Origin of the sequence: Burkholderia sp. WP9 (genome assembly GCF_900104795.1) — a bacterium.
Taxonomy (GTDB): domain Bacteria; phylum Pseudomonadota; class Gammaproteobacteria; order Burkholderiales; family Burkholderiaceae; genus Paraburkholderia.
Map to the genome: position 1 here is coordinate 1,420,212 of NZ_FNTG01000002.1, position 25,255 is coordinate 1,445,466.

Sequence of the window (25,255 nt, forward strand, 5' to 3'; positions counted from 1 at the left end):
CGGTTTATGGTCTACCCATCCCTTCGCGACTGGCTATTTTCAGTCAAGACTTTTGCCGCGGCGATGATCGCGCTCTACATCGGTCTCGCGCTCGAACTGCCGAGGCCGTATTGGGCGATGGCGACCGTCTACATCGTATCGAACCCGTTTGTCGGCGCGACCCGTTCCAAGGCGCTCTATCGCGCGCTCGGCACCATGCTCGGCGCCTCGGCCGCGGTGCTGCTGGTGCCGCCCTTCGTCGAATCGCCGTATCTGTTCAGCGTGATCGTGGCGCTATGGACCGGCACACTGCTGTATCTGGCGGTGTCCGACCGCACCGCGCGCAGCTACGTGTTCCTGCTGGCCGGCTATACGATGCCGATCATCGCGCTGCCTTCGGTGACCAATCCGACCGGCGTGTTCGATCTCGCGATCAGCCGCACCGAGGAGATTACGCTCGGCATCGTGTGCGCGAGCATTGTCGGCAGCGCGCTGTTTCCGAGCCGGCTTGCCCCGACCATCATCGAACGCACCGACGCATGGTTTCGCGACGCCGCGTTCTATGCGACCGAAACTTTGTCCGGCCGCATTGCCGGCTCGGCGATTTCGGGCGCGCGGCAGCGTATCGCGGCCACCATCAATGGTCTGGAATTGCTGCTGAGCCAGCTTGCGTACGATCACACGCGGCCCGACGTGCTGGCGCGCGCGCATGAACTGCGCGGGCGCATGCAATTGCTGCTGCCGATCATGTCGGCGCTCGCCGATCCGCTGATCGCGCTCTATAACAGCGGCCGCCAGACGTGGCCCGACGGTCTGGAAAGCCTGCTCGCCGATCTCATCAAATGGTTCAATGAACCGATGCCCGCCGTGAGCGAGGGCTATCATCCCGACCCGACAGCCAACGCGTTGCGAGAGCGGATCGCGGCCATGCAGCCGCCGCCGTCCGCGCTCGCGGGTTGGGACGGCGCGTTGCTCTCGAACGCGCTGTGGCGTATGAAACAGGTGATCGATGTCTGGCAGGACTGCCGCTCGCTGCGCGTCATCATTACACGCGAAGAAGGCTACTGGCGGCCGCGGTTTCGCCATTGGCGGCTGGGCGGCACCGAGCGCTTCTACGATCACGGCATCATGCTGTTCTCGACCGGCTCAGCGGCGGCGGCCGTGATTCTCGCGTGCAGTTTGTGGATCGGTTCAGGCTGGAACGACGGTGCCAGCGCGGTCACGCTCGCGGCCGTGGCGTGCTGCTTTTTTGCCGCGCTCGACGAGCCCGCGCCGTTCGTGTTCCGCTTTTTCGTGGCGACCGCGATCAGTGTGGTGGCGGCGGGCGTGTATCTGTTCGCCGTGCTGCCGCACGTGCATGACTTTCCGATGCTGGTGGTCCTGTTCGCCGCGCCGTTCATCTTTGTCGGCACGCTGATTCCGCGTCCGCAGTTCAATCTGGCCACGGTACTTGTCGCCGTGAACACGGCCACCTTCATCAGCATTCAGGACGCGTACGACGCCAATTTTCTGGTGTTCATGAACAGCAATCTCGCGGGCCTCGCCGGCTTGCTCTACGCGTATGTGTGGACTCGCGTCACGCGCCCGTTCGGCGCCGAACTCGCGGCGGCCCGCCTGCTGCGTTCGAGCTGGGCCGACGTGGCGCTCACCGCGTCCACGCGGCCGATCGAGGATCCGCGCAATCTCGCCGCGCGCATGGTCGACCGCCTGATGCAGTTGATCCCGCGCCTTGGCGCGACGGACGACCATCGCCATCCGTCGATCGAGAGCTTTCGCGACCTGCGCATCGCCTTCAACGCGCTCGATCTGCGCCGCCTGACCCGCAAGCTGGGTGGCGAAGCGCCGGCCGCGATCGAGCACGTGCTCGACGACGTGCGCCAATACTACGAAAGCTGCGTCGCCCGACGCAAGCGCGAGCCGGTACCCGCAAGCCTGATGTCGTCGATCGACGCCGCCGTGGCACGCGTGACGGCACAGGGACTCGCCAACGCCGGCGCGCCGAGCGCGACCTCGCAAACGTCGGCGCGCCAGTTGCGTGACGCGCTGCATGCGCTGGTCGGCTTGCGTCTTTCGCTGTTTCCGGCCACGTTGCTGATACCCACGCCGCCGGAGCCGGAGGCCGCTGCCTGATGCGCACCGTCCATTTCCGGTTTCAAGCCGTTTCCAACCCTTTCCACTTTCCGCGATGATCGGTGAAATCGATATTTTCGGCGTGTTCGTGCCGGCCGTGCTCGTGCTGATGTTGATCGCGTATCTGATCAACCTGGCCATTCGCACGGTGCTCGCGCGCGTCGGCTTTTACCGCTTCGTCTGGCATCGCTCCATCTTCGATCTCGGCATCTATGTGCTGGTGCTGGGCCTTGTCGTTGTCGTTTCGCACAGACTAATAACGTGAAAAAAACCTGGTTCTCCGTCGGTCAGATTCTGCTGACCCTGATCGTCGTCGCGGCCGCGGCCCTCGTGCTGTGGAAACTGGTCGACTACTACATGTTCGCCCCGTGGACTCGCGACGGACACGTACGCGCCGACGTAATCCAGGTCGCGCCGGATATCTCGGGGCTGATTTCGTCGGTCGAAGTGGTGGACAACCAGCAGGTCAAGCAAGGCCAGGTGCTGTTCGTGATCGATCAGGCGCGCTATACGCTCGCGCTGCGCCAGGCGCAGGCCACCGCGCAGCAACGCCGCGCCACGCTCGATCAGGCGCGCCGCGAAGATGCGCGCAACCGCAAGCTCGGCAACCTCGTCGCGGCGGAAGTGTCGGAAGAAAGCCGCTCGCGCGTCGAACAGGGCGAAGCCGCGCTCGCCGATGCAAACGTCGCCATCGACACCGCGCGGCTGAATCTGCAACGCGCCACGATCGTGAGCCCGGTCGACGGTTATCTGAACGACCGCGCGCCACGCGCCGGCGAATTCGTCGCGGCGGGGCGGGCGGTGGTCGCGGTGGTCGATATGCATTCGTTCCGCGTCGACGGTTACTTCGAGGAGACCAAGCTGCGTGGCATCGACATCGGCCAGCCCGTCGATATCAAGGTGATGGGCGAACCGAACGCGCTGCGCGGACACGTGCAAAGTATCGTCGCAGGTATCGAGGATCGTGACCGCACGCAAGGCTCGAATCTGCTGCCGAACGTGAACCCGGCGTTCAGTTGGGTACGGCTCGCGCAACGGATTCCGGTGCGCGTCGCACTCGACGAAGTGCCCGCCGATTTCCGCATGATCGCAGGACGCACCGCGACGGTGTCGGTGCGCGATCTCGAGCCGGCAGGCAGGAAGCATCCGGATGCGGGCGCATCGGGCGCGGTGGCCGCGTCGGAGGGTACGGCTTCGGCTTCTAACTCCGCGGCGGTATCTTCTGCTTCGGTATCGTCTTCCGCTTCCGCTTCGGCTACCTCCGCTGTTCCGGCTGCTTCCGCTGCCAGACCGGCGTCGGCCGCGGTCACCTCGGGCGCGTCGCAATGAAGCTGTCGCGCGCCCTGCCCTTATTGCCTCTGTTGCCGTTGGCCGTCGCGCTCGACGGCTGCATGAACGTCGGTCCCAACTATGCGTTGCCGCAACAGGCGCTTGTCAACGCGCCGCTGGCCAACGCGCCGATCGAAGGCGCCGACACGGCGCTGACGACGCGCCGCAACGTGCCGCCCGTGTGGTGGAAGCTCTACGACGATCCGGTGCTGAACGGACTCGTTGATCAGGCGCTGCAATCGAACACCGACTTGCGCGTCGCGGCGGCGAATCTTGCGCGCTCGCGTGAAGCGCTGGGCGTGGCGCAGGCGCAGGGCGGATTCTCCGGCAAGGCCTCGGCCGTGATCGAACGGGCCCAGGAATCCGCCGAACAATACCTCCTCACCGAGAAGCTGCCGGTCGTCAATGAAGGCGACATCGGCATCAACGTCTCGTATGAAATCGATCTGTTCGGCAAGCTGCGACGCGGCGTGGAAGCGGCGCAAGCCGACAGCGAGTCCGTGCAGGCCGCCGCCGATCTCGCACGGATCACCGTGGTGGCGGACGTGGTGCGCTCTTACGTCGAACAATGTTCCGCTGCGGAAGAACTCAGGATTGCGCAACAATCGCTGACCCTGCAGAAACAGCGCGTGGACGTCTCGCGCCGCCTGCGTGACGCGGGCCGTGGCAATCAGCCCGACGTGACGCGCGGGCAGACCCAGGTCGATACCTTGTCGGCGGATATTCCGCGCTATACGGCACGCCGCAAGATCGCGCAGTACCGCCTCGCGGCGCTGCTCGCCCGCGCGCCATCCGACTTGCCGCCGGCCGTACTCGCTTGCGACAGGCTGCCGCAAATCCGCCAGCCGATTCCGATCGGCGACGGCGCCGCGCTGCTCAAGCGCCGCCCGGATGTGCGCGAGGCCGAGCGTCAACTGGCGGCGTCCACCGCGCGTATCGGCGTCGCCACCGGGGCGCTATATCCGACGGTGAGCATCGGTGCCTCGGCGGGTTTGACCGGGATTCTCGAAGATTTGGGCACCTCGCCCACGGCGCGCTGGGGCTTCGGCCCGCTGATCAGCTGGACCTTCCCGGCGAACGGCGCGCGTGGCCGCGTGCGTGAAGCGCAGGCGTCGAGCCAGGTGGCGTTGGCGAAGTTCGACGGCGTGGTGCTGACCGCGCTGCGCGAGACCGAAACCAGTCTCGCAACGTATGCGTCGGACTACGCCCGCGCCGACGCTTTGCGCGCCGCCGTGAAGTCGGCGGCCGAGTCGGCGGATGAAACGCATCGGCTCTATCTGGCCGGGCGTGAGTCGTTCATTTCGGATCTGGATGCGACGCGCACACTGACCTCGACGAAATCTCAGGCAGCCGCCGCGGAAGGCCAGGTGGCGATCGATCAGGTCAACCTGTTCCTCGCGCTGGGCGGTGGATGGGAGATCGATCCGCAGAGCGCGTCCGGCGGCTCGACGCCCGCCGTTGCGGCATCGGTCAAAGCTGCGCCGGCTCCGGCGCCAACGGCGGCTGCGGCAAAAGCGCCTTGAGGCGACTTCTGATTTTGCACGTCTAAAGCGAGCCTCTCGTTGCGGCTCGCTTGCCTCAGCTTTGCGGGCCCGCCGTCGCGGCAGAGCAGCGCCACCCGCACGCTCTGCCCCTCCCCGCAAAGCTTACGAATTATTTTTGATAATCTTTCTTTTGCCTTTCATTTCGGGTTAAATACGTCCCATCAACCACTCATTACGGGGACACGTATGTCGCAATTCATGAAGAGCGCGGCCGCACTGGGCGGCTGCATCGGCGTTTTCACGGCCGTCGTCGCCGTGGTCGAAATGCTGGCAGGTTGAACGCTCGCGGCTTCTTGCGTTGGTGCGAAAAGCGTCGGCGGCGCTAGGCGGGCCGACGCTTTGCCGCCGCCTGGTGAATCGCCGCCCGAACCCGCGGATACGTGCCGCAACGGCACACGATGTGCCACATGGCCGCGTCGATGTCGGCGTCGGTCGGCTTGGGGTTGTGCTTGAGCAGCGCGCAGGCCGCCATGAGTTGCGCGCTTTGACAATAGCCGCACTGCACCACGTCGAGATCGATCCACGCGGCTTTCAGCGCCTGCGCTTCGGGACCCTGCAAACCTTCGATGGTCGTAATCTTCTGCGTGTGGAGGCTCGACATGAGCGTCTGGCACGCGAAGCTTGCTTCGCCGTCCACATGGACCATGCACGCGCCGCAAATCCCCACGCCACAGCCGAACTTGGTGCCCGTCATGCCGAGTTCACAACGCAGCACCCACAGAAGCGGCATGTCGGGGTCGGCCTGCACCGCCACCGCCCGCCCGTTGATGTTCAACGATCCCATCGCCAATCTCCCTGGGTTCCTGAGTTTTCGAATTCGCCGTGCTTCACGCAAGCCTCAACGGCAGTGAGCGCAAGCGCTGGCCCGTCAATGCAAACACGGCATTCGCCACCGCCGGTGCGACCGGTGGCACGCCCGGTTCACCCACGCCTTGCGGATGCATCTGGCTCGGCATGATGTCCGTGTCGATTGCCGGGCAATCGTTGATTCGCACGACCGGGAAATCCCTGAAGTTCTTCTGCTGCACCTGACCGTTGATGAGCGTGATTTCATCCTGCAACGCGGTGGAGAGACCGAACACGATCGCGCTCTCCATCTGCTGACGAATCAGATTCGGATTCACCGGCATACCGCAATCGATCACGCAGACCACCCGATGCACGCGAATCCGCTTATCCGGCCCGATCGACACTTCCACGACCTGCGCGACCACACTGCCGAACGCCTCGTGCAACGCCACGCCGCGCGCGCGGCGCGCGCCGTCGGCGGCATGCGTCAACGGGTGTCCCCAGTCCGATAAAACCGCCGCACGCTTTAACACCGCCAGATGCCGCGGATGCTGCGCGAGCAGCGCCGCGCGAAACGCAATCGGGTCCTGGCCGGTGGCCGCGGCAAGTTCGTCGGTGAAGCCCTCGGTGAAGAACGCCTGATGTGAATGGCCCACGGAGCGCCAGAATCCGACCGGCACCGGCAGGTCGACAATCTTGTGCGCCACGCGCGCTGCGGGCCATTCGTAGGGCTGATCGAAGGCGCCTTCGCAGGTCGTCTTGTCGATCGGAATGCGCGGCACGCCGTAATAGCGCGCGAGGGATTCCGGCACGATCGCCTGACTTGCCGACGTGGCTTGCCACGCCAGCAGTTTGCCGTTGTTGTCGATACCGGCTTTGAGGCGCGACACGCATGCCGGACGATAGAAATCGTGAGTGAAGTCCTCCGCGCGCGACCAGAGGGTTTGCACCGGACGGCCGCCGCCTTGGCGCGCAATCGCCGCGGCTTGGGCGATGAAATCGAGTTCCAGACGCCGCCCGAATGCGCCGCCCAATAGAAGCATTTGCACGTCGACCTTGTCGGGCTCGATGTCCAGCACTTTTGCCACGTGATGCCGGGCGAGCGCGGGCACTTGCGTGGAGACCCAGACCGTGGCCGAGCCGTCCGTGACCTGCACAGTGCAGTTGGGCGGCTCGACCGCGCCGTGCGCCAGATACGGCGCGCGATACTCGGCGCTGATGGTGCGAGCCGCGCGACTCAACGCGGCGTCCACGTCGCCCAGATGGTAGTAGGCGTGGCCGTCGCCGTCGTCCAGTGCTTGTGCGAGGCGACGGTCCACCTCCGCGTTAGACAGCTTTGCCGCCGGGCCGTCGTGCCAATCCACGTTGATGGCGGTGACCGCGTTCATCGCCCGAAACGGGTTGTCCGCGATCACCGCGATGCCGCCGGTTCCACCGTTGTAGGGCGCGACGGCAAACGCCTTGATGAAGCCCGGCATGCTGGCCGCCGGCGTTGCATCAAACTTCGCGACCGTGCCGCCCAACGTCGGGCACATGACGACGCTCGCGTAGAGCAGACCGTCGGGAAGCGCGTCGATACCGAAGCGCGCCGTGCCGTTGATCTTCGACGCCGCTTCGATACGGCGTAACGGTTTGCCGATCAGCTTGAAGTCGGCGGGATTTTTGAGCGCCACCTGGCGCGGCAACGGTTGCTGCGCCGCCATCGACGACAATTCGCCGAAGCTCGCCTTATGCCCCGAGGGGTGCAGCACCTGACCGCTTTCGACGCGACATTCGCCGGCAGGCACTTTCCATTGCGCTGCCGCGGCGCCGATCAGCATGGCGCGGGCCGAGGCGCCGGCCTCGCGCATCGGCGTCCAAAGGTCGTTGATGCTGGACGAACCACCCGTCATCATCGTGCCAGCTTCGCGCACCACCTTGCGGGTCATCCAGACGATAGTGCGTTTAATGGCGCTATCGTCGTCGGGGCGAAACGGCAGGTCGTCGATGATGTTCTGCACGCTGTTGTAGATCTTGTCGATAGGCGAGTTTTCGACCCGCACCTGCGACCAGTCGGCGTCCAGTTCTTCGGCAAGCAACATGGCGAGGCCAGTGTGAATGCCCTGTCCCATTTCCGCCTTGCACATCATGATCGTCACGCTGTTGTCGGCGGCGATCTTGACCCAGCCGTTGAGCGCCACCTGCGTGCCTTGCGCCGGCAGCGGCATGGACGTGGTCAAACGCTGCCCCGGCGGCAGCACCGACCAGCCGACCAGCAGCGCGCCGACAGCGCCGGCGCCGCCGAGCAGGAAGGTTCTGCGCTTTAACATGGCATGGCTCGATCAGCTCGCACGATGGCTGGGAAGCTGTGAAGCGCGGGTCCGCGCCTGGCGTTGGTCCTCCGAATAGTAATAAGACGGTGGAGTGGATGTGGGACTTAAATGCATGCATTTAAGTCAGGAGGGCTTGGGGCGGGGGATGGGGAGGATGGCGGTGATGGAGGTAAGCCGTGGGGTGTTTCATTAAATGAGGCGGGAACGGCTTGGTAAGGGCGGTTCGTTGCGGGCAGAAGGCCGGCGCTCGTGCGAGCATGCCATCGTGGCTGTGCCTGCGAAAACGACTCGGCGGAGCAGAGGATTCAGCAAAAACGCGCGGGAGCTTCGGCGATTTCCCATGGTCCTTGATGCATCTAGCAATCGCCGCTGCGCCATTCCTGACGTCGAAGGGAAATCTCCTCTCACGCAATGCGGCGCTTTCCGCTGCCTCTCATTTTTTCAAACGATTACCCTCACGTGACAAATGAGTACAGGCTTTTGTGTTGTTTTCCGATCCGATAGACGAATTAGCTATCTTTGAAATGCCGAACGCCACCGCCCTCGATTCGGATGAAATCGACGTAGAGACCCTGATTGCTCGTGCAGACGCCGACTACTCCGCCTTCCGCATGAAAGACGCGGAAAGCGGATACCAACGGGCGTTGGCCTCGAACCCGTACAATGTCCATGCACTACACCGTATGGGGTTGGTATGCGTGCACCTGGAAAAAATCCCAGAAACAGACGCGTATCTGGAACGCGCTCTAAAGGCCGACCCAGCGCGTGCCGATCTGTGGGAACACGCCGGCCTGATCGCCGCGATGAAAGGCGACTACCCACGTTCGGAAGCGTTCTACCGTCATGCGATTGATCTCTCTGGAAGCACCGCAACCTTGCATCGCAATCTGGCGGATTGCCTGCGACGCGGCGGCCGCCTCGCCGAAGCGAAAGCGCAATACAAAGCGGCTCTTTCCATAGAGACGGACCTTCATCATGCGACGCGTGCCATCGCGCGCATAAGCGCCGAACTCGGGGAGGCTGACGATGCCGCCGACTATTGGCTAGCCGCATGGGCGCTCGACTCATCTTCCCTGCAAGACGGGTTCGATTTAATCGCAGCACTAGCCAAAGCCAAGCGTACGGCACAGGCAAGCCGTGCGATCGCACAGATCAGAACACGGGAAGCGGACAATCCCGAAACATTGCAGGCGCTGTGTCTCGCGTTATATAGAGCGGATCGTTTCGCCGATATGCTGAGTGTCGCCCGCCAGGGACTCGAGATCGATCCGCGACGCGTCACGCTGCACCACTACGCGGCACATGCGCTGAGCGTCCGCGGCAGAGTTGCGGAAGCGCTGGCCTACAGCAGGGAAGCGGTCCGACTCACACCTGATGATCCTGTCATGCAGTGCCAACTTGCATGCCTCGAACTGAGTCAGGGCGATTTTAAGAGCGGATGGGCGCGTCGCAATGCCGCTTACGCCATGCCCCTAACACGTGCCACTTTGGTCTTTCCAGATTTTCAGGTGTGGAATGGCGAACCAGTTTGCGGATGTCGTTTCCTACTCGTCGGCGAACAAGGACGGGGCGACGAAATCCAGTTCATCCGGTTTGCCGAATGGCTACACCGGCAGGGTGCTATTGTCGATGTGCTGGTCAGCCAACCTGTCGCCAAAATCGCAGCAAGCATGAGGAGCGTACGGTCGGTTTTTACAACAACACCCGCCGGCCCTTACGACTATTGGAGCCATATGCTGAGAATGCCAGCGCATATGAACCTTGATCTCTCCATGTTGCCTATTGCCATGCCATACGTTTCGGCCGCGCCACTCCATATTGACCAATGGCGGCAAAAGCTCGATGTCATCTCACCATTAGCGGCGCATAAGAAACGCACGAGAATCGGTGTAGTGTGGGCGGGCGGTGCGCACACCGCTCTAGATCGGTTCCGATCGATCGGTATCGAAACGCTGAAACCCCTTCTTTCCCATCCGGGAACGACCTGGTTTTCCGTACAGAAAGGGGAGCATGAATGCGACGGCGTACCGCTGGCAGACCAATTTGATTTACACACGCTCGGACCCATCATTGAAGACTTCACCGACACGCTCGCCATTCTTGAAACGCTTGACCTGCTCATTACCGTCGATACTGCCGCTGCACATCTCGCCGGTGCGGCAAACCTTCCAGTCTGGGTACTTTTGCCCGCGTACTCGGAGTTGCGCTGGCTAACCGCCAGAACAGATAGCCCCTGGTACCCATCAATGCGGCTATTCCGCCAGCGCGAACTCGGAGATTGGAACCCCGTTATCGAAGAAATGGGGGAAGCTCTGACGGATTGGTGCGGCACCGGACCAAAGTAGCCGCCGCACCTCTCCCGCCTTTTCATCTCACCGCCTATTCGACCCCGACACCACATCGATCCAAACGGCCAGCACGAGAATGCTGCCCTTCACGATCATCTGCCAATACGCATCCACGTCCAGCATCGACATGCCGTTATCGAGGCTCGCCATGACGAGCGCGCCGATCAGCGCGCCGTAGACCGTGCCGGACCCTCCGCGCATCGACGTCCCGCCGATAAAACACGCGGCAATCGCATCGAGTTCGCCCATCGATCCGGCCGAAGGCGATCCCGCCGCAAGCCGCGCCGTATTGACGATGCCGCCGAACGCGCACATCAGCCCCATCAGCGCGAAGATCGCCAGTTTCACGCGGTTAGTGTTGACGCCTGAGAGCCGGGTCGCTTCGAGGTTCGAACCGACCGCGTAGATGCGCCGCCCGAACACCGTCTGCGTGGCGATCCACGTAAAGATGCCCAGCAGCGCGAGCAGCAACAGCACCGGCACGGGAATGCCACCGTAACGGTCAAGCGTGGCGACGAAGCCGGCGAGAATCACACCCGCGCCGACCACCTTCACGACGTCCTGCCAGAACGGCACCACCCGCAGTTGATAGCGCTCGCGGTTGCGCCGCTGGCGTATCGTCAGAAACGCCAGCAACAGAAACAGCACCACCGCAAGCGTATCGCCCGCGAGTCTCGGCAGATACCCTTGGCCGACGAACACGAAACCATCCGACACCGGTGCAATCGTCGATCCGCCTGTCACACCGAGCAGAATGCCGCGATAGGCAAGCATGCCGCCGAGCCCGACAATGAACGAAGGCACGCGCCGGTAAGTCGACCACCATCCGTTGAACATGCCGATCAGTACCCCAAGCAGCATGACCACCGGCAACGTGACGCCGAGCGGCCAGTGTCGGTTGACGTCGAGTATCGCCGCCACGCCGCCGAGCAAACCGAGCAGCGAGCCGACCGACAGATCGATCTCGCCGGCAATGATCACGAACACCATGCCGCACGCGAGCATGCCGGTAATCGACATCTGCCGCAGCAGGTTCGACAGATTGCGCGGCGTAACGAATGCGCCGTGCGTGAGCACCGAAAAGAAAATCCAGATCGCGGCCACGGCGATCAGCAGCGCGAGAATCTTGTAGCGCGCGAACAGTTGCTGAAGGCGCTGCGGACCGCCGAATGCGCCTCGCGGCACGGCTTCATCGGCGCGGTGGGAAGTAACGTCGGGCGTCATGCGGCACTCGCTACGGTTGGGTTCGGGGATCGTGGCACGGGACGGATCGCAGCGCTGAGTATGTCCTCCTGAGTCAGACCGTCATTGACGAAATCGCCGCGCAACTCGCCTTCGCCGATCACCAGCACACGATCGCTGATACCGAGCACTTCGGGCAATTCGGAGGACACCATCACGATCGACATGCCGCGCTGCGCCAGTTGAAAAATCAGTTTGTAGATTTCGTATTTCGCGCCGACATCCACGCCACGCGTGGGTTCGTCGAGAATCAGCACTTTCGGGTCGGTCAGCAGCATGCGTGTCAGCACGGCCTTCTGTTGATTGCCGCCGGACAGACTCGCAATCGATAACATGGGATGCGCGGCGCGCACCGAAAGCCGCTTCATCTCCGTGTGAATCGTATCGAGTTCGGCCGCGGAATCAATCCGGCCAGCCGAGGCAAAGCGCGCCAACACCGCGAGCGTGATGTTGTGGCCGACGCTCAGCCCAGGCACGATGCCGTGGCGTTTGCGATCTTCCGGCACCATGGCGATGCCCGCGCGAATCGCGTCAACGGGCGCGCGAATCCTGAGCGGCTTGCCGTCCATCACCACGGTCGCTTCGCTCACCCCCGGGTACGCACCGAAGATCGCCTGCATCAACTCCGTGCGGCCCGCGCCGACCAGGCCGGCCACGCCAAGAATCTCGCCACGCCGCAGCGCGAACGACACGTCGTTGACCCGCTTGCGACGCGAATTGGTCACGTCGAAACAGGTGACATGACGAGCTTCGAAGATCACCTCGCCGATCGGATGCGGCTCGCGCGGAAACAGGTTCTTGATCTCGCGGCCCACCATCAGCGAAATGATGCGGTCGGTCGTAAGCGCGCGCATCGGCTCCGTCGCGACGTGACGGCCGTCGCGAATCACGCTGATCGTGTCGCAGACGGCCGCCACTTCGTCGAGCTTGTGCGAAATGTACACACAGGCCACGCCGCGCCGCTTCAGATCGCGCACGATGTCGAGCAGAATACGGATCTCGGATGCGGTCAGCGAAGAAGACGGTTCGTCGAGAATCAGCAGTTTGGCGCGCTTGTTTAGCGCCTTGGCGATCTCGATCAACTGCTGGTGCCCACCGCCATAGTTCATCACCGGCTGTGCGGCATTGATTCCGCTGATACCGAGTTCGCGCAGCAGTTCGTCGGCGCGCTGGTACATCGCCGCGTAATTCATGCGGCCACCGGGCAGCGTGATTTCATTGCCGAGAAAGATGTTCTCCGCCACCGACAATTCCGGCACCAGCATCAACTCCTGGTGAATGATGATGATGCCGGCGCGCTCGGTGTCACGCACGCTGGCGGCTTTCAACGGCTCGCCTTCCCAGATGATCTCGCCGTCCCACGTGCCCCACGGATACACGCCGGAGAGCACTTTCATCAGCGTGGATTTGCCCGCGCCGTTCTCGCCACACAGACCCACGCACTCGCCCGGCGCGATCGTGAGGTCGATACCGTCGAGCGCCTTCACGCCGGAAAACGCCTTGACGATGCCGCGCATCGTCATGAGAGGTTGCGTCATTCGCTATGCCTCGCTGCAAGGCGCACGGCGGCGCCGATACGCACCACGCGCATCGCCGTCCGCCGCGCACACGTTACGCTCATTGGCTCGCGAGCTGGGCCTGGCTATAGAAGCCGTCCTTGACGACTACGTCGACATTGCTCTTGGTGAGCAACGTGGGTTGCAGGAGCACCGTGTCGACTTTCTTCTTGCCGTTGTCGTATTGCGCGTTATAGGCGGGCTTCTGGCCCTTCGCGAGAGCCACCGAGAGCTTGGCGGCTTCGCCGGCAATCAGCTTCAGCGGCTTGTAGACGGTCATGGTTTGCGTGCCGGCAATCACACGCTTGACGGCCGCGAGGTCCGCGTCCTGCCCGGAGACCGGCACCTTGCCCGCCAGGTGCTGCGCGGCGAGCGCCTGAATCGCGCCACCTGCGGTGCCGTCGTTCGATGCGACGATCGCATCGATCTTGTTGTTGTTGGCCGTCAGCGCATCTTCGACAATGCGCAGCGCCGTGGAAGCACTCCATTCCGGCACCCACTGCTGACCGACTACTTTAATGTCGCCCCGGTCCATGGCGGGCTTCAGGATTTTGAGCTGGCCTTCGCGCAGCATCTTGGCGTTGTTGTCCGTCGGCGCACCGCCGAGCAGGAAGTAGTTGCCCTTTGGCTGCGCATTGTAGACGCCTTGCGCCTGCAATTCGCCGACTTTCTCGTTGTCGAACGAGATATAGGCGTCCACATCGGCATCGAGAATCAGGCGGTCATACGAGACGACCTTGATGCCGGCTTTCCTTGCTTCCGCAACCACATTGCCGAGCGTCTTCGAATTGAACGGCACGATTACGATGACGTCGACGCCGCGCGAAATCAGGTTTTCGATCTGCGAGATCTGCCGCTCTTCGCTCGCGTCGGCGGATTGCACCGACACTTTCGCACCAAGCTTTTCTGCCGCGGCAACGAAATAGTCACGATCGCGCGACCAGCGCTCCACGCGCAGATCGTCGATACAGAAGCCGATTTCCGGATGATCCTTGCTTGCATGCGCGAGCGGCGCGACAAGCGACAGGCTGGCGAGCACCGCTCCACACACGAGCGAACTCAACACGGTACGACGCGTTGCGAATTTCATGTCTCTCTCCTTCTTCTGATAGCCGGAATACCGGATTGGACGGCCTGCGCTGCGAGCCGCAGGACCGGACAAGCGACAACCCAAAGCTTCCTGTTTCGCGCGGTCGACGTGGCCGCGCGATTTTTATGAGGTGCTACGACTTCTCAGCCACGTCTTCCTGCGATCCGGATCAGCGTCCGCTGTAAATAGCCTGATTCACGATGTTTTCCATCAGCTCCTGATGGCCGCTGGCATGCTGCGGATTCAGACCGCGCGCCAACGCATCCGTCGCCAGCGTGGAGAGCGAATAGTCGCCGGACAGGATCTTGCGGCCGAACTCCGCTTCCCAGCCCGCATAGCGTTGACGCTTGAATTGATCCAGACGATCGTTTTCGATCAGCACCGCGGCGCGTTCGACAGCGAGCGCGAGGTTGTCGATTGCCCCAATGTGGCCGTAGAACAGGTCTTCCGGATCGACACTTTGCCGCCGTACTTTCGAGTCGAAGTTCATGCCGCCCGTTGTGAAGCCGCCATGTTTGAGAATTTCGTAGAAGGCGAGCGTCAGCTCTTCCACACTATTTGGGAACTGATCGGTATCCCAGCCATTTTGCGGGTCGCCGCGATTCGCGTCGACGCTGCCGAAAATACCCAGCGCATAGGCCGTCGCGATCTCGTGATGAAACGAATGACCCGCGAGCGTCGCATGATTGGCCTCGATGTTTACCCGAATCTCTTTCTCGAGTCCGTGTTGCAGCAGGAAGCCGTGTACGGTCGCGACATCGTAATCATATTGATGCTTGGTCGGCTCCTGTGGCTTGGGTTCAATCAGCAGCGAGCCTTTGAAGCCGATCTTGTGCGCGTGATCGACGACCATATGCAGAAAACGGGCGAGCTGATCACGTTCGCGCACCAGGTCGGTATTGAGCAACGTATCGTAACCTTCACGGCCACCCCACAAGACATAATTGTCGCCGCCGAGTCTTTGCGTCGCATCGAGAGCATGGCGGACCTGCGTCGCCGCAAATGCGAACACCTCTGGATCCGGATTGGTGGCCGCGCCCGCCGCGTAACGAGGATGCGAGAACAGATTGGCGGTGCCCCACAGCAACTTGATGCCGCTATCCTCCTGCTTGCGCGCCAGATAGTCGGCAATATGCAGGAAGTTTTCGCTGTATTCCTTCAGGCTCGACCCCTCGGGTGCGACGTCGGTGTCGTGAAACGTGTAGTACGGCGTGCCGAGCTTCGAGAAGAACTCGAATGCGGAATCCGCCTTTTGCCGTGCCCGCTCCATGGCATCGCCGGCTTGCTGCCAAGGGCGTCGAAACGTTCCGTGCCCGAAAATATCCACGCCCGGCCAGACGAACGTATGCCAGTAGCACACGGCAATACGCAGATGTTCTTCGAGGGTTTTGCCGAGTACCTTTTTACTTTTATCGTAGTGGCGGTACGCAAGCGGATTATCCGATTGCGGGCCTTCGTAGCGGATCTCGGGAATGTGTTCGAAGTAAGACATCTGTGTCTCCAGTTATGTTGCACCGCAACCCGTGCGACGTCGTCGCGCCGGTCGACAAGGTGACGCCATGCTGCCGCTTGCAAGATGCATCGGCAATTGCGAAATTGCGCAGCGTGCTTGATGTTTCTTACCGCCCGCCATTTTGTTTCGCACCAGGGCGTGATTCGAGGCCTAGAATAACCAGACGCTTAAAACCGGTGCCGCGCTAAACGGGCACCCAACGCCGCTTACCGCCATGACCCGTCCGCAAATACCACAGACGACGCATCGGATCGCACTGCTGTTCAACGCGAACAAGGTCTACGATCGCGAGATCATCACCGGCATTGGTAATTACCTGCTGTCCACGCGTGTGGCGTGGGACCTCTTTCTCGAAGAAGACTTTCGCTGCCGGCTAACGGGCATTGAACGCTTCGACGGCGACGGCATCATTGCGGATTTCGACGATCCCGCAGTGGGCGAAGCGTTGCGCGATTGTCCGTTGCCCGTGGTTGCCGTGGGTTCGTCGTTCGAAGATCCAGCGCACTACCCCCCGGATTTACCCTATATCGCCACCGACAACAGCAAGCTCATCTCGCTCGCCTATACGCATCTGATCGGCGCGGGTCTCGAGCACTTCGCGTTGTACAGCCTGCCGCAAGCGCAGGAAAACCGCTGGGCGCAACAGCGCGAACTCGCGTTCGCCCATTTGCGCAGTGCCGATGGCCGCAGCGCCGCGCAGATCACCAGCGAGATGTATCGCGGCCTGTCGACCAGCGCACCGTCATGGAATCAGGCGACCGAGCAGCTCACCGCATGGCTGCGGGATCTACCGAAGCCGGTCGGCATCATTGCCGTGACCGATGCTCGTGCCCGGCATCTGCTCCAGGCGTGTTTGATTGCCGGAATTCCCGTGCCGGAGGAAGTCGCGATCATCGGCATCGACAACGATCCGTTGACACGCACGTTGACGCGAATTCCATTGTCTTCGGTGATTCAGGGCACTGAGGAAATGGGCCGCACCGCGGCTCACCTGTTGCATCAAATGCTGCATGGCGCGCGCTTTCCGGGGCGGCGCATTCTCGTGCCGCCAGTCGGCATCAACGTGCTCGAGTCGACCAGGCACCAACCGCTTGCGAGTCCTTACGTGATGCGGGCTCGCCACTTTATTCGCCAGTACGCGTGCCAGGGTATTCGCACCGAACAGGTCGCCGACTATGTGGGCGTGTCGCGTTCGTCGCTCGAAGAGTACTTCAGGCGCGAGCGGCAGTGCACCGTGCATCAGGAAATCCTGCGCCATAAACTCGATGTCGCGAAGGCGCTATTGGCGAAGCGCGATGCGTCGAGCGCGGAAGTGGCGATCCGTTGCGGCTTCACGTCACTGCAATACATGTATGCGGTGTTTCGCCGTGAACTCGGTTGCACGCCGCGCGAGTACCAGGAGCGGGTGAATTCGGCACCGGCGCCGGGCTGAGCATGCCTATTCTCTTTACTTCTCACCAACGACATGATCAGCATTGCACAACTTTCTTCTGAGCCGTGGGGCACATTGCGCAGCGGCGACGCCGTCCGGCTCTTCACGCTGCGTAACGCGCACGGCATGAAAGTCGCCATCAGCGATCTTGGCGCGACGCTGGTGTCGTGGCATGCGCCGGATCGTGCCGGCGTACTCGGCGATATCCTGCTCGGTCACGACACGCCCGCCGAGTATGTAGCGGCCAACACCTATATGGGCGGACTGATAGGACGCTGGGCGAACCGCATCGCCAATGCGCACTTCACACTCGACGGTATCGAATACACGCTCGACCGGAATAACGGCACGAACCTGTTACATGGTGGCACGAGCGGGTTTCATCGCGCGCTATGGGATGTGAGCGAGGACAACGGTGCACTGCTCATGCGTCTGGAGTCGCCCGAAGGCGACGCCGGTTTTCCGGGCAATGTGACAACGCAAGTGCGCTACTCGCTCGACGACGACGGCACGCTGACCATCGCCTATGAAGCCGTCACGGATGCGGCTACGCCGCTCAATCTGACGAGCCATCCGTACTTCAACCTCACTGGCCGCGCGGGTGCGGACATTCGTGGCCATATGCTGTCGATCGATGCCGACCGATTCTTCGAAGTCGACACCGACTTGATTCCGTGCAAGCTGGCCGAGGTGGCGGGCAACGCCTTCGATTTTCGGCAGAGCGCACCGATCGGTGCGCGGCTCGAATGGCCGCACGCACAGTTGGCGACGGCCGGCGGATTCGATCATTGCTACGTGCTGCGCGATACGCGTGAGTTCGGCACGAATAGCGGCACGCCGGCCATGCGCCAGGTTGCCCGCGCCTACGACCCTGCTAGCGGACGTGAATTGACCGTGTCGACCGATCAACGCGGCTTACAGTTCTATAGCGGCAATTCGCTGAATGGCGATGTGGGACGCGGCGGCATTGCGTATCAACCGCACGCGGGCTTTTGTCTCGAAGCAGGCGGATTTCCGAATCAGGTCAACATGGCCGAACAGGACGAGGTGATCGTGCGCGCAGGCGACACCTATCGGCAGGTCACCGCCTACCGAGTGGATGTACGCCAGGGCGTGTAAAAACGTTTACTCAAATATTACGGCGGACATTACATCACGCCGACTTGTTGTTTGCCGCAACACTGAATTACCGCGTTAGTGGTTTCCCCTGGAGCACTCGCTTCCTAGAATCCGTGCATGGTGCCGAAGATTGGTGCGGCGCCCCAAAAAAATTCTCGGAGGGAAGCATCATGAAATCGCTCATCAAGGCAGTGGCGCTAGTCGTCGTGCTGGCCGCCCCGCTGGCGTCGTTCGCGCAATCCGAGCAACCGCTCACGCGTGCCGAGGTCAAGGCGCAATTGAAGCAGCTCGAACAGGCCGGCTACAACCCCGCGGTCGCAACGGACTCCACCTATCCCGCCGACATTCAGGCGGCCGAAGCCCGCGTTTCCGCGCAGAACAATGTGGCTACCGGATACGGTCCCTCCACGACAGGCTCGTCCGAAACCGGCTCTGGCGTTCCCGCCGGCAATCCGAATCTGCAGGGTCAATAGCGCTTCATCGTCGCGCATTCGATGCGAGCCATGCTTCATGTCATGCGCTCGCATTAGTACGTTCACCAGCGTATTGTCAGAAAATCCTTTGACGAAAATAATGGCTCGGCTATCCTAGGACGGCAGTTCGGTGGTTCTCACCGTGCATGCATGTGCATTATCGAGAACTTCTACTCAACGTCGCTTCGGGTTCAATCGTGAAAGTCCGTGGTCCATTGGTGAGATACCAGCGCGGTCGGGAAAGAACGATCCTGTTCGGCTGTCCGATCGCTCATCAGGGAAGTCACTGCGCTTCGCCATCCCGCCCCCTGTCTATCGACACGGTATTGTCGCGTCGCTCCGTACGCCGGCATAACGTCGTTGCAGCACCCTCGGCCATTCCTGTGCGCACCGACGAGATCGCGTCGCTTCTGCCCTAGCCCCCTTCTCTTTTCGCGGACCCGTGTTGCGTGCGAGGGGCCGTTCGTTTAGCGCTCGCGCCTGCAACGTCGTCCGTTCATGCCCGGCAAGCTCGCTTGCCGGCGCTTATCCGCATTCTTTTTAGCTCTGCTGTGCGCTTGCGCCGCGGCAGGCGACGCCACGTCTCTTGTCGTCGTTCGCATTCGTTGCGGATTGCGCGAATCGAGAAGGAAGGCACGCGCACGCCCGTACTGCGGTGAAAACTGAAGATCGATATCAAGGAGATTGCAGAATGAAGACTCGTCACGCCACGCTGCTTTCGCTTGCCGGCACGATGCTGTGCTCGCTGACCGCTTTGACCGCAATGAACGCCGCGCGCGCTGCGGACACATCGCTGAATGTCTATAACTGGTCGGACTATATTGGCAAGGACACGATTGCCAACTTCGAAAAGCAATCCGGCATTAACGTGAAATACGACAGTTACGACAGCGACGACACGCTGCAGGCCAAACTGCTTGCGGGCAGTTCCGGCTATGACATCGTGGTGCCGACATCGAGTTATATGGCGCGGCAGATCGAAGCCGGCATCTATCAGAAGATCGACAAGTCGAAGATGCCGAACCTCGCCAACCTCGATCCTGGCTTGATGAAACTGATTGCCGACGCGGACCCCGGCAATCAATACGGCGTGCCGTGGGCGTGGGGCACCGACGGTATCGGCTACAACGTGCAAGCGGTGAAGAAAGCGCTTGGAGGCGAAGCGCCTGTGGATAGCTGGTCGCTGTTATTCGACCCGGCGAATCTCGCGAAGGTGAAAAGCTGCGGGGTGTCGTTTCTCGACTCGGCCGCCGACGTCTTCCCCGCGGTGCTGCAGTACATGCATAAGGATCCGAACAGCACCAATCCCGGCGACTACCAGGCCGCATATGAGGTGCTGAAGAAAGTCCGGCCGTATATCACGCAATTCAATTCGTCCGGCTATATCAACGATCTGGCAAACAACGACATCTGCGTGGCGTTCGGCTTTTCCGGCGACGTGGGGATTGCACGGCGACGCGCATCGGAAGCCAGACGCGCGTATGAGGTGCGGTTCTCGAACATCAAGGACGCGGGCCTCGTCTGGATGGACGTGATGGTGATACCCAAAGATGCACCGCACCCCGAAGCGGCGATGAAATGGATGAACTACATCGAAGATCCGAAAGTGAGTGCGGAGATTACGAACGAAGTGTTCTATCCGACTGCGAATCGCGCAGCGCGGCAGTATGTGACGCCGGCGATCGAGCAGGATGCGAATGTGTATCCGCCTGAAGCCGTGCTGAACAAGATGACGTTGATGCGGCCACAGCCTGCGCCGATCATGCGGCTCGAGAACCGGCTTTGGGCCCAATTGAAGTCAGGCAGTTGAGTGACTGAGTGCCTGGTGATTGTGTTTTGAATCGCTCTTTGCGCTATTGCTATGGGGCGACATTCTTTTGGGCGCGGCGCGGGCAGTGGGTGCGCGCGCTGCGCTTCTTTTCCGTTGCGTTCTCTTTATTCCTCCATTCGAGACTTTATGAGTATTCTGAACATCGTGGATTTTTCAGCGCCTGCCAAGGAAAGCGCCGAGTACATGCCGAAGGCAGAAGCGGTGCTGGCCGGTGATCCTTTCCAAACCGTTCATACGCATTTCGCCAGCCCGTGCGGACAGCTTGCGGCGGGAATCTGGGAAGGGGCTTGCGGTCAGTGGGCCGTGAATTTCACCGAAAGCGAGTACTGCGAGATTCTCGAAGGCGTGTCGGTCATTCGGGATGCGAATGGAACCGCGAAAACCGTGCGCGCGGGGGACCGGTTTCTGATTCCCGCAGGATTTCAGGGAACCTGGGAGGTTGTCGAGCCGTGCAGGAAGGTCTTTGTTTCGGTCGAGTTCAAAGGCTAGATTGTGTCGCCGCTTCGCTGCGGCTGATGAAGGAGGCGCGCCCGCCATTAAGCCATGTTGTCAGGCGTTGCCGCTTGGCACGCCGAGCGGATCGGCAACGATCCGATCACGCCCAGCCTCTTTTGCCTGATACAGCAGACGATCGGCGTGCCTGAAAAGGCGGCCCACGTCGCGCGATTCGCAGGCTGACGCGAGCGCGACGCCAAAGCTTGCGGTGATAGTGAAGCCATCGCCGCCGTTGCAAGGGATTCGGGTCTCGCTGATCTTGCGACGCAAGCGATCCGCTATCGCAAGCGCCTCTGCCGCGTCGTGCACGCGGCTGAGTACCGCAAACTCTTCCCCACCCCATCTCGCGACGACATCCGAATCCCGGCAGGTTTCACGGCAAAGACGGGCGACGAGTTGCAACGCGTGATCGCCTGTGGCGTGACCATAGGTATCGTTGATCCTCTTGAAGTGGTCGATGTCGAACATGATCAGCGCGAGTTCCGGTTCGGCCGCATTCCGTTCGGCACAGCTTACGCGCGCTCTGCTCTCGAACGCGCGGCGATTGAGCAGGTGGGTCAGGAAGTCGGTTTCCGCCATGGCTTTCAGTTCATGGATCAGACGGCCGCGCTCGCGTTCGAGCTGCTGCCGCTCGACGCTGTTCGCTTTCAGCACGCCGATTGCATTGAACATGGCCTTGATCTCACCCCGATAGCGCGCTGCCGGGATTTCCGCGGTGAGGTCGCCGTTTGCTATCGCGCCAATTACATGCGTTGCGTCGAGGAGCGGTCGAATCACGCGTCTTCTGAATAACGTCGCGATCGAAAGCAGTATCGCCAACAGCAGAAATACGGAGAGGGCGCTGGCCGCGAGTAGCATCAAGGCATTGCTACGGTGTTGACGGATCTCCGTGTCAGCAAGATCCAACACCTGGTCGCGGAACGCCGTAACCGGCCGCATCAGCGGCACGTAGTGATCCGCCAGCTGCGCGGGGGATATGCCGGCGCCGCCCGGCCGGCTCGCGAGGCGGCGAACCTCTGCGATATAGGCAATGCCCTCCCCGAAATACTGCTGATTCATTTTGTCGAACGCCGTTGATTCCAGCGCCGACCGGTCCCGGACATGCGCATCGATCAGTTCACGCAACTGGTCGACTCTCCCCTGCGTCCGCTCGATGGCGAGCTGATCGTCTTCACCGAGCGCTCTGCGCGCCGTCAGGGTCGCGGTAAAGTGTGAGCCGAGTTGGCCAGCCGCTTCCCGCAGATCCGCGGTCAGCGTGGCAAGGATCAGGCAATTCAACGCACGCGTATCGCCCTTGACCACATTTGCGGCCAACGCGTCGATCGCGGGCGCAAACTGTGGAATGACCTTGATCATCCCGTCCACTGCGCTCGACACCGCACGCTCCCGCCGTTGTGCCAACGGCAGACGGATGAGCGCATCGACATTCACCCGTGCGGCTGCGAGCTCGTCGCGTGCTTCCCTGATATGCGCAAGCTCCACGGCACATGCTGGACAGTGGCCGGACTGAAGCATCTCGATCAACTTCTCGATCGCGGCATCACTCTCCTCGCGCGCGAGACGCAGCTTCGCACTTCTCGCGTCAGGAGTCGGTAAGTCTTCGCCCAGCACGCTGTTCGTCGGGCCGCGCTCAGCCGAGACGCGCTCGATTGCCTGCAATCCGGCGCGATAGCTCTGGAACGCGTAGAGGGCGTCGTCAGCGACAATATACGAGTGCCACTCGTGCACAACCAGCCTGCCGCACAAAACCAGGACCGGAAGGAGTGCGACTGCGACACTGAGACTAAAACGCCTGTCTATGGACATGGCGGAGAATGCATTCCTGATCATGGAAACTTGCGCAAGACGTCGCGCGTCAAAAAGAAGAGGGATACCCCGAGAACGGGCGCACACGTATGCGATCACATCCCGGTACGTTGCAGCCGCCTGCGGGAGGTGACATCGCTCAGTGTTCCACCGCTTCGCTCATGATGGCGGTCACCAACCTCTGGCGTGCCGACCGATAGGCCACACTGTCCGGTCCGTGACTTACCGCCGCCGCAATCAGCGCTCGCTGCGCGGTCGGATCCGACAGTTCCCTCGGCAGAATGGACTCCGTTTCACTAAAGAACCTGGAGAATGGACAAACCTGACACGCAGAGTCGAGTGGCGCCGGCGCAGCCGCCGCAACGACTCCGATCGCGGGCTGCGTCGTCACAATGTCAAACAGCCTGCCAAAAGCGCGCGGGTCCTCGCAAATCAGATGCAGGCGTTCTTCCCAGATCAACAACGTCGCCAGTTTCCCCAACGCGCTTTTCGCGCTCAGAGAGCGCGGCAACTGGGGCCGGTTATGCATCCACGCCGTCAACTGCTGCGCGGGCATGGGGCGCGCAATCGCATAGCCTTGAGCGACGTCGGCACCGAGAATGACGATGGCCTCCAGCATGCCCGCATCTTCAATCCCTTCCACGACCACCGATTTACCCAACGAGCGGCCAAGCCTTGTCAACTGATAGACGAAACGCAACACATTAGAGGCATCCTGACCCGCAACACTCACGATACTGCGGTCGATCTTGATCCAGTCAAACGGCAGTTCACGCAACCGATTCAGGCTGCTGTGCCCGGATCCGAGATCGTCTTCGGCCAGGTTGATGCCGAGCAACTTGAATTTCGCCAGTTCGCCGCACACATCCATGCCGGATGGAAGTGCATCCGTTTCCAGAATTTCGAGGGTCAGCATGTCCGGGCAGCAAACGTATTCCGTCAAGGCTTGCCGGGTGGCTTCGAAATAGCGGTTGTCACCCAACGCACTGGACGGCAGATTCACCGACACCTTCAACTCGAAACCCGCCTGGAGCCAGCGATTGCGCTGCGACAGCACCTGTGCCAAGCCCCGGACGTAAAGGTCGAGGAAATCATCCGAGGACAGCGCCGGGAAAAACTCACCAGGCGTCAGAACCCTATCGCCGTCGCGCAGTCGAGCCAGCGCTTCGACTTTGGTCACCTGCCCGGTTTTGAGGTCCAATAGCGGCTGATAGTACATTTCCAGCGCATCCGATCTGAGCAGCGCCGCCCAATGCTGTCGCGTCGCATAAGGGACCGCCTGAGTCCGCCCTTCCTGATTCTCGATCCGCGCAATCGCGAGCCCCAAAAGAGTTTGTAATGGCGTGATGAAAGCCATCTGATCCGCTGCCGAATACCCGCCGGGAAACGCGCTATAGAGCAAAAGAATGGCTTTGGGAGCATGCCCGGGCTGACGTAAAGGAATCGCCACGCTGGAGCGGAAATTCTCCTGCATTGCCAGTGTCTTCCACGGCGCCATCAGGGGATCCGTCGCAAAGTTGATGCTTCGCTCCACGTTCCCGCTACGCCAGGCGCGCCCGACCGGGCCCTGGCCTTGAGGCAGGTCGCCATTCGAGATCGGCCGTTGGGTCGAGTTCTCCATGTCGGCAAGGTACCGCTCCATGGTTTTGCCTGACACCGACTCGAAGCGAAAAATCCCCTGACTATCGGGTCGCCCAACGGAGCAGCCCGCGACCTCGTCGTGTTCGCCGAGGATCTGAACAACCCGGCCGATTAGATCCGTGTAACTCTCCACTTCCCACGCCAACCGGGTCACGCGCAACAGTACGTCCTGACGCGAAGTCTGCAGACGCTGGTAGGCCTCCGTTTGCCACGCCAGATCCTGCGTCAATCGCCTTCCCAATACCGCCAGCGCCCTGCCGTGCAGTGTCGTATCGAGTGTGTCGTGAATCGCAGCGGAAAGAATGCCCCGGCTGCGAATCAGGTCTTCCCACTCCAACCCGACAATGGCGTGGATACGTCCGACCCGCAACGCCATTGCGCGATGATCCATTGCGGTTAGCTCCGGCGACGCCAGCGCGTACAGATTCTGGATCTGTTGCGTCTTGAGATGCTGAAGTTCCCGCTCCGACAGCGCCGCAAGCGTGTGCTCCGACTTGGGCAGGCGAATCAGGCCATCATAGAATCGCTTGACGATATCGGCGGCATTGTGCCGCAACACCTCCGTCAGCGAGGTGAGCGACGACGCCCATGCCTGGCTGTACAGATGTGAACCGTCGTCCATCAGG

General features: G+C 61.6%; 19 protein-coding genes. 11 read left to right on the forward strand and 8 right to left on the reverse strand.

Annotated features, from left to right (window positions below):
• Nucleotides 1-6: 6 nt before the first annotated feature.
• Genes BLW71_RS27625 through BLW71_RS27640 form a run of 4 tightly spaced genes read left to right on the forward strand, consistent with a single transcriptional unit; the run spans nucleotide 7 to nucleotide 4,961 of the window.
• A complete protein-coding gene (locus BLW71_RS27625; RefSeq protein WP_091804322.1) occupies nucleotides 7-2,109 on the forward strand; it encodes an FUSC family protein in 2,103 nt (700 codons plus the stop codon).
• A 55-nt stretch (nucleotides 2,110-2,164) separates the two neighbouring features.
• Complete coding sequence (locus BLW71_RS27630; RefSeq protein WP_007176114.1) at nucleotides 2,165-2,374, forward strand: DUF1656 domain-containing protein; 210 nt, start codon at nucleotides 2,165-2,167, stop codon at nucleotides 2,372-2,374.
• A complete protein-coding gene (locus BLW71_RS27635) occupies nucleotides 2,371-3,438 on the forward strand; it encodes an efflux RND transporter periplasmic adaptor subunit (protein ID WP_091804325.1) in 1,068 nt (355 codons plus the stop codon). The genes BLW71_RS27630 and BLW71_RS27635 overlap by 4 nt, the downstream gene beginning before the upstream one ends.
• A complete protein-coding gene (locus BLW71_RS27640) occupies nucleotides 3,435-4,961 on the forward strand; it encodes an efflux transporter outer membrane subunit (protein ID WP_091804328.1) in 1,527 nt (508 codons plus the stop codon). Before BLW71_RS27635 ends, BLW71_RS27640 begins: the two co-directional genes overlap by 4 nt.
• Before the next feature lie 343 nt (nucleotides 4,962-5,304).
• Here the strand turns inward: BLW71_RS27640 and BLW71_RS27645 are convergent, their stop codons facing one another.
• Nucleotides 5,305-5,766 (reverse strand): (2Fe-2S)-binding protein, encoded by a 462-nt coding sequence (locus tag BLW71_RS27645; protein WP_091804331.1) that lies wholly within the window; start codon nucleotides 5,764-5,766, stop codon nucleotides 5,305-5,307.
• A gap of 43 nt (nucleotides 5,767-5,809) precedes the next feature.
• Nucleotides 5,810-8,080: a xanthine dehydrogenase family protein molybdopterin-binding subunit gene (locus BLW71_RS27650; protein ID WP_091804334.1), complete on the reverse strand. Its 2,271-nt coding sequence runs from the start codon at nucleotides 8,078-8,080 to the stop codon at nucleotides 5,810-5,812.
• 485 nt (nucleotides 8,081-8,565) lie between these two features.
• Between BLW71_RS27650 and BLW71_RS27655 the strand changes: the two genes are divergently transcribed.
• Entirely contained in the window at nucleotides 8,566-10,428 is a 1,863-nt protein-coding gene (locus BLW71_RS27655) for a tetratricopeptide repeat protein (RefSeq protein ID WP_286162132.1), read from the forward strand.
• Nucleotides 10,429-10,455: 27 nt separating this feature from the next.
• On the opposite strand, the gene BLW71_RS27660 is transcribed toward BLW71_RS27655, so the two are convergent.
• The 4 genes from BLW71_RS27660 to xylA form a co-directional block, all read right to left on the reverse strand.
• Complete coding sequence (locus BLW71_RS27660; protein ID WP_091804337.1) at nucleotides 10,456-11,655, reverse strand: sugar ABC transporter permease; 1,200 nt, start codon at nucleotides 11,653-11,655, stop codon at nucleotides 10,456-10,458.
• Nucleotides 11,652-13,211, reverse strand: coding sequence for a D-xylose ABC transporter ATP-binding protein (xylG, locus tag BLW71_RS27665; RefSeq protein WP_091804340.1), 1,560 nt, complete (start codon nucleotides 13,209-13,211; stop codon nucleotides 11,652-11,654). The genes BLW71_RS27660 and xylG overlap by 4 nt, the downstream gene beginning before the upstream one ends.
• Nucleotides 13,212-13,290: 79 nt before the next feature.
• The gene (xylF, locus tag BLW71_RS27670; RefSeq protein ID WP_091804343.1) at nucleotides 13,291-14,319 is read right to left on the reverse strand and encodes a D-xylose ABC transporter substrate-binding protein; all 1,029 of its coding nucleotides are present in this window, start codon (nucleotides 14,317-14,319) and stop codon (nucleotides 13,291-13,293) included.
• Between the two features lie 169 nt (nucleotides 14,320-14,488).
• Nucleotides 14,489-15,811: a xylose isomerase gene (gene xylA / locus BLW71_RS27675; RefSeq protein WP_091804346.1), complete on the reverse strand. Its 1,323-nt coding sequence runs from the start codon at nucleotides 15,809-15,811 to the stop codon at nucleotides 14,489-14,491.
• 235 nt (nucleotides 15,812-16,046) lie between these two features.
• Between xylA and BLW71_RS27680 the strand changes: the two genes are divergently transcribed.
• The 6 genes from BLW71_RS27680 (at nucleotide 16,047) to BLW71_RS27705 (ending at nucleotide 21,176) form a co-directional block, all read left to right on the forward strand.
• Nucleotides 16,047-17,264 carry a XylR family transcriptional regulator gene (locus tag BLW71_RS27680; RefSeq protein ID WP_091804349.1) on the forward strand — a complete coding sequence of 406 codons (1,218 nt, stop codon included), beginning with the start codon at nucleotides 16,047-16,049 and terminating at the stop codon, nucleotides 17,262-17,264.
• 33 nt (nucleotides 17,265-17,297) lie between these two features.
• Nucleotides 17,298-18,383 carry an aldose epimerase family protein gene (locus tag BLW71_RS27685; protein ID WP_091804352.1) on the forward strand — a complete coding sequence of 362 codons (1,086 nt, stop codon included), beginning with the start codon at nucleotides 17,298-17,300 and terminating at the stop codon, nucleotides 18,381-18,383.
• Nucleotides 18,384-18,553: 170 nt separating this feature from the next.
• Nucleotides 18,554-18,856 carry a DUF4148 domain-containing protein gene (locus BLW71_RS27690; protein ID WP_091804355.1) on the forward strand — a complete coding sequence of 101 codons (303 nt, stop codon included), beginning with the start codon at nucleotides 18,554-18,556 and terminating at the stop codon, nucleotides 18,854-18,856.
• Nucleotides 18,857-19,053: 197 nt separating this feature from the next.
• Complete coding sequence (locus tag BLW71_RS42395; protein ID WP_091808973.1) at nucleotides 19,054-19,275, forward strand: hypothetical protein; 222 nt, start codon at nucleotides 19,054-19,056, stop codon at nucleotides 19,273-19,275.
• Nucleotides 19,276-19,589: 314 nt separating this feature from the next.
• Nucleotides 19,590-20,666, forward strand: a complete 1,077-nt coding sequence (locus tag BLW71_RS27700) for a polyamine ABC transporter substrate-binding protein (RefSeq protein ID WP_286162219.1) — start codon at nucleotides 19,590-19,592, stop codon at nucleotides 20,664-20,666.
• Between the two features lie 147 nt (nucleotides 20,667-20,813).
• Nucleotides 20,814-21,176, forward strand: a complete 363-nt coding sequence (locus tag BLW71_RS27705) for a cupin domain-containing protein (protein ID WP_091804361.1) — start codon at nucleotides 20,814-20,816, stop codon at nucleotides 21,174-21,176.
• Between the two features lie 60 nt (nucleotides 21,177-21,236).
• On the opposite strand, the gene BLW71_RS27710 is transcribed toward BLW71_RS27705, so the two are convergent.
• Entirely contained in the window at nucleotides 21,237-23,087 is a 1,851-nt protein-coding gene (locus BLW71_RS27710; RefSeq protein WP_286162133.1) for a GGDEF domain-containing protein, read from the reverse strand.
• Nucleotides 23,088-23,127: 40 nt separating this feature from the next.
• Nucleotides 23,128-25,005: an EAL domain-containing protein gene (locus BLW71_RS27715; RefSeq protein WP_286162134.1), complete on the reverse strand. Its 1,878-nt coding sequence runs from the start codon at nucleotides 25,003-25,005 to the stop codon at nucleotides 23,128-23,130.
• Between the last annotated feature and the right edge of the window lie 250 nt (nucleotides 25,006-25,255).

Excerpts from the sequence above, each read along its gene's own strand:
- BLW71_RS27625 (WP_091804322.1), top strand. The coding sequence starts at position 7 with ATGGTCTACCCATCCCTTCGCGACTGGCTATTTTCAGTCAAGACTTTT.
- BLW71_RS27680 (WP_091804349.1), top strand. The coding sequence starts at position 16,047 with ATGACCCGTCCGCAAATACCACAGACGACGCATCGGATCGCACTGCTG.
- BLW71_RS27715 (WP_286162134.1), bottom strand. The coding sequence starts at position 25,005 with ATGGCGTTGCGGGTCGGACGTATCCACGCCATTGTCGGGTTGGAGTGG.
- BLW71_RS27660 (WP_091804337.1), bottom strand. The coding sequence starts at position 11,655 with ATGACGCCCGACGTTACTTCCCACCGCGCCGATGAAGCCGTGCCGCGA.
- BLW71_RS27640 (WP_091804328.1), top strand. The coding sequence starts at position 3,435 with ATGAAGCTGTCGCGCGCCCTGCCCTTATTGCCTCTGTTGCCGTTGGCC.
- BLW71_RS27630 (WP_007176114.1), top strand. The coding sequence starts at position 2,165 with ATGATCGGTGAAATCGATATTTTCGGCGTGTTCGTGCCGGCCGTGCTC.
- BLW71_RS27700 (WP_286162219.1), top strand. The coding sequence starts at position 19,590 with ATGCTGTGCTCGCTGACCGCTTTGACCGCAATGAACGCCGCGCGCGCT.
- xylF (WP_091804343.1), bottom strand. The coding sequence starts at position 14,319 with ATGAAATTCGCAACGCGTCGTACCGTGTTGAGTTCGCTCGTGTGTGGA.
- BLW71_RS27645 (WP_091804331.1), bottom strand. The coding sequence starts at position 5,766 with ATGGGATCGTTGAACATCAACGGGCGGGCGGTGGCGGTGCAGGCCGAC.
- xylA (WP_091804346.1), bottom strand. The coding sequence starts at position 15,811 with ATGTCTTACTTCGAACACATTCCCGAGATCCGCTACGAAGGCCCGCAA.
- BLW71_RS27685 (WP_091804352.1), top strand. The coding sequence starts at position 17,298 with ATGATCAGCATTGCACAACTTTCTTCTGAGCCGTGGGGCACATTGCGC.
- xylG (WP_091804340.1), bottom strand. The coding sequence starts at position 13,211 with ATGACGCAACCTCTCATGACGATGCGCGGCATCGTCAAGGCGTTTTCC.
- BLW71_RS27650 (WP_091804334.1), bottom strand. The coding sequence starts at position 8,080 with ATGTTAAAGCGCAGAACCTTCCTGCTCGGCGGCGCCGGCGCTGTCGGC.
- BLW71_RS27690 (WP_091804355.1), top strand. The coding sequence starts at position 18,554 with ATGAAATCGCTCATCAAGGCAGTGGCGCTAGTCGTCGTGCTGGCCGCC.
- BLW71_RS27705 (WP_091804361.1), top strand. The coding sequence starts at position 20,814 with ATGAGTATTCTGAACATCGTGGATTTTTCAGCGCCTGCCAAGGAAAGC.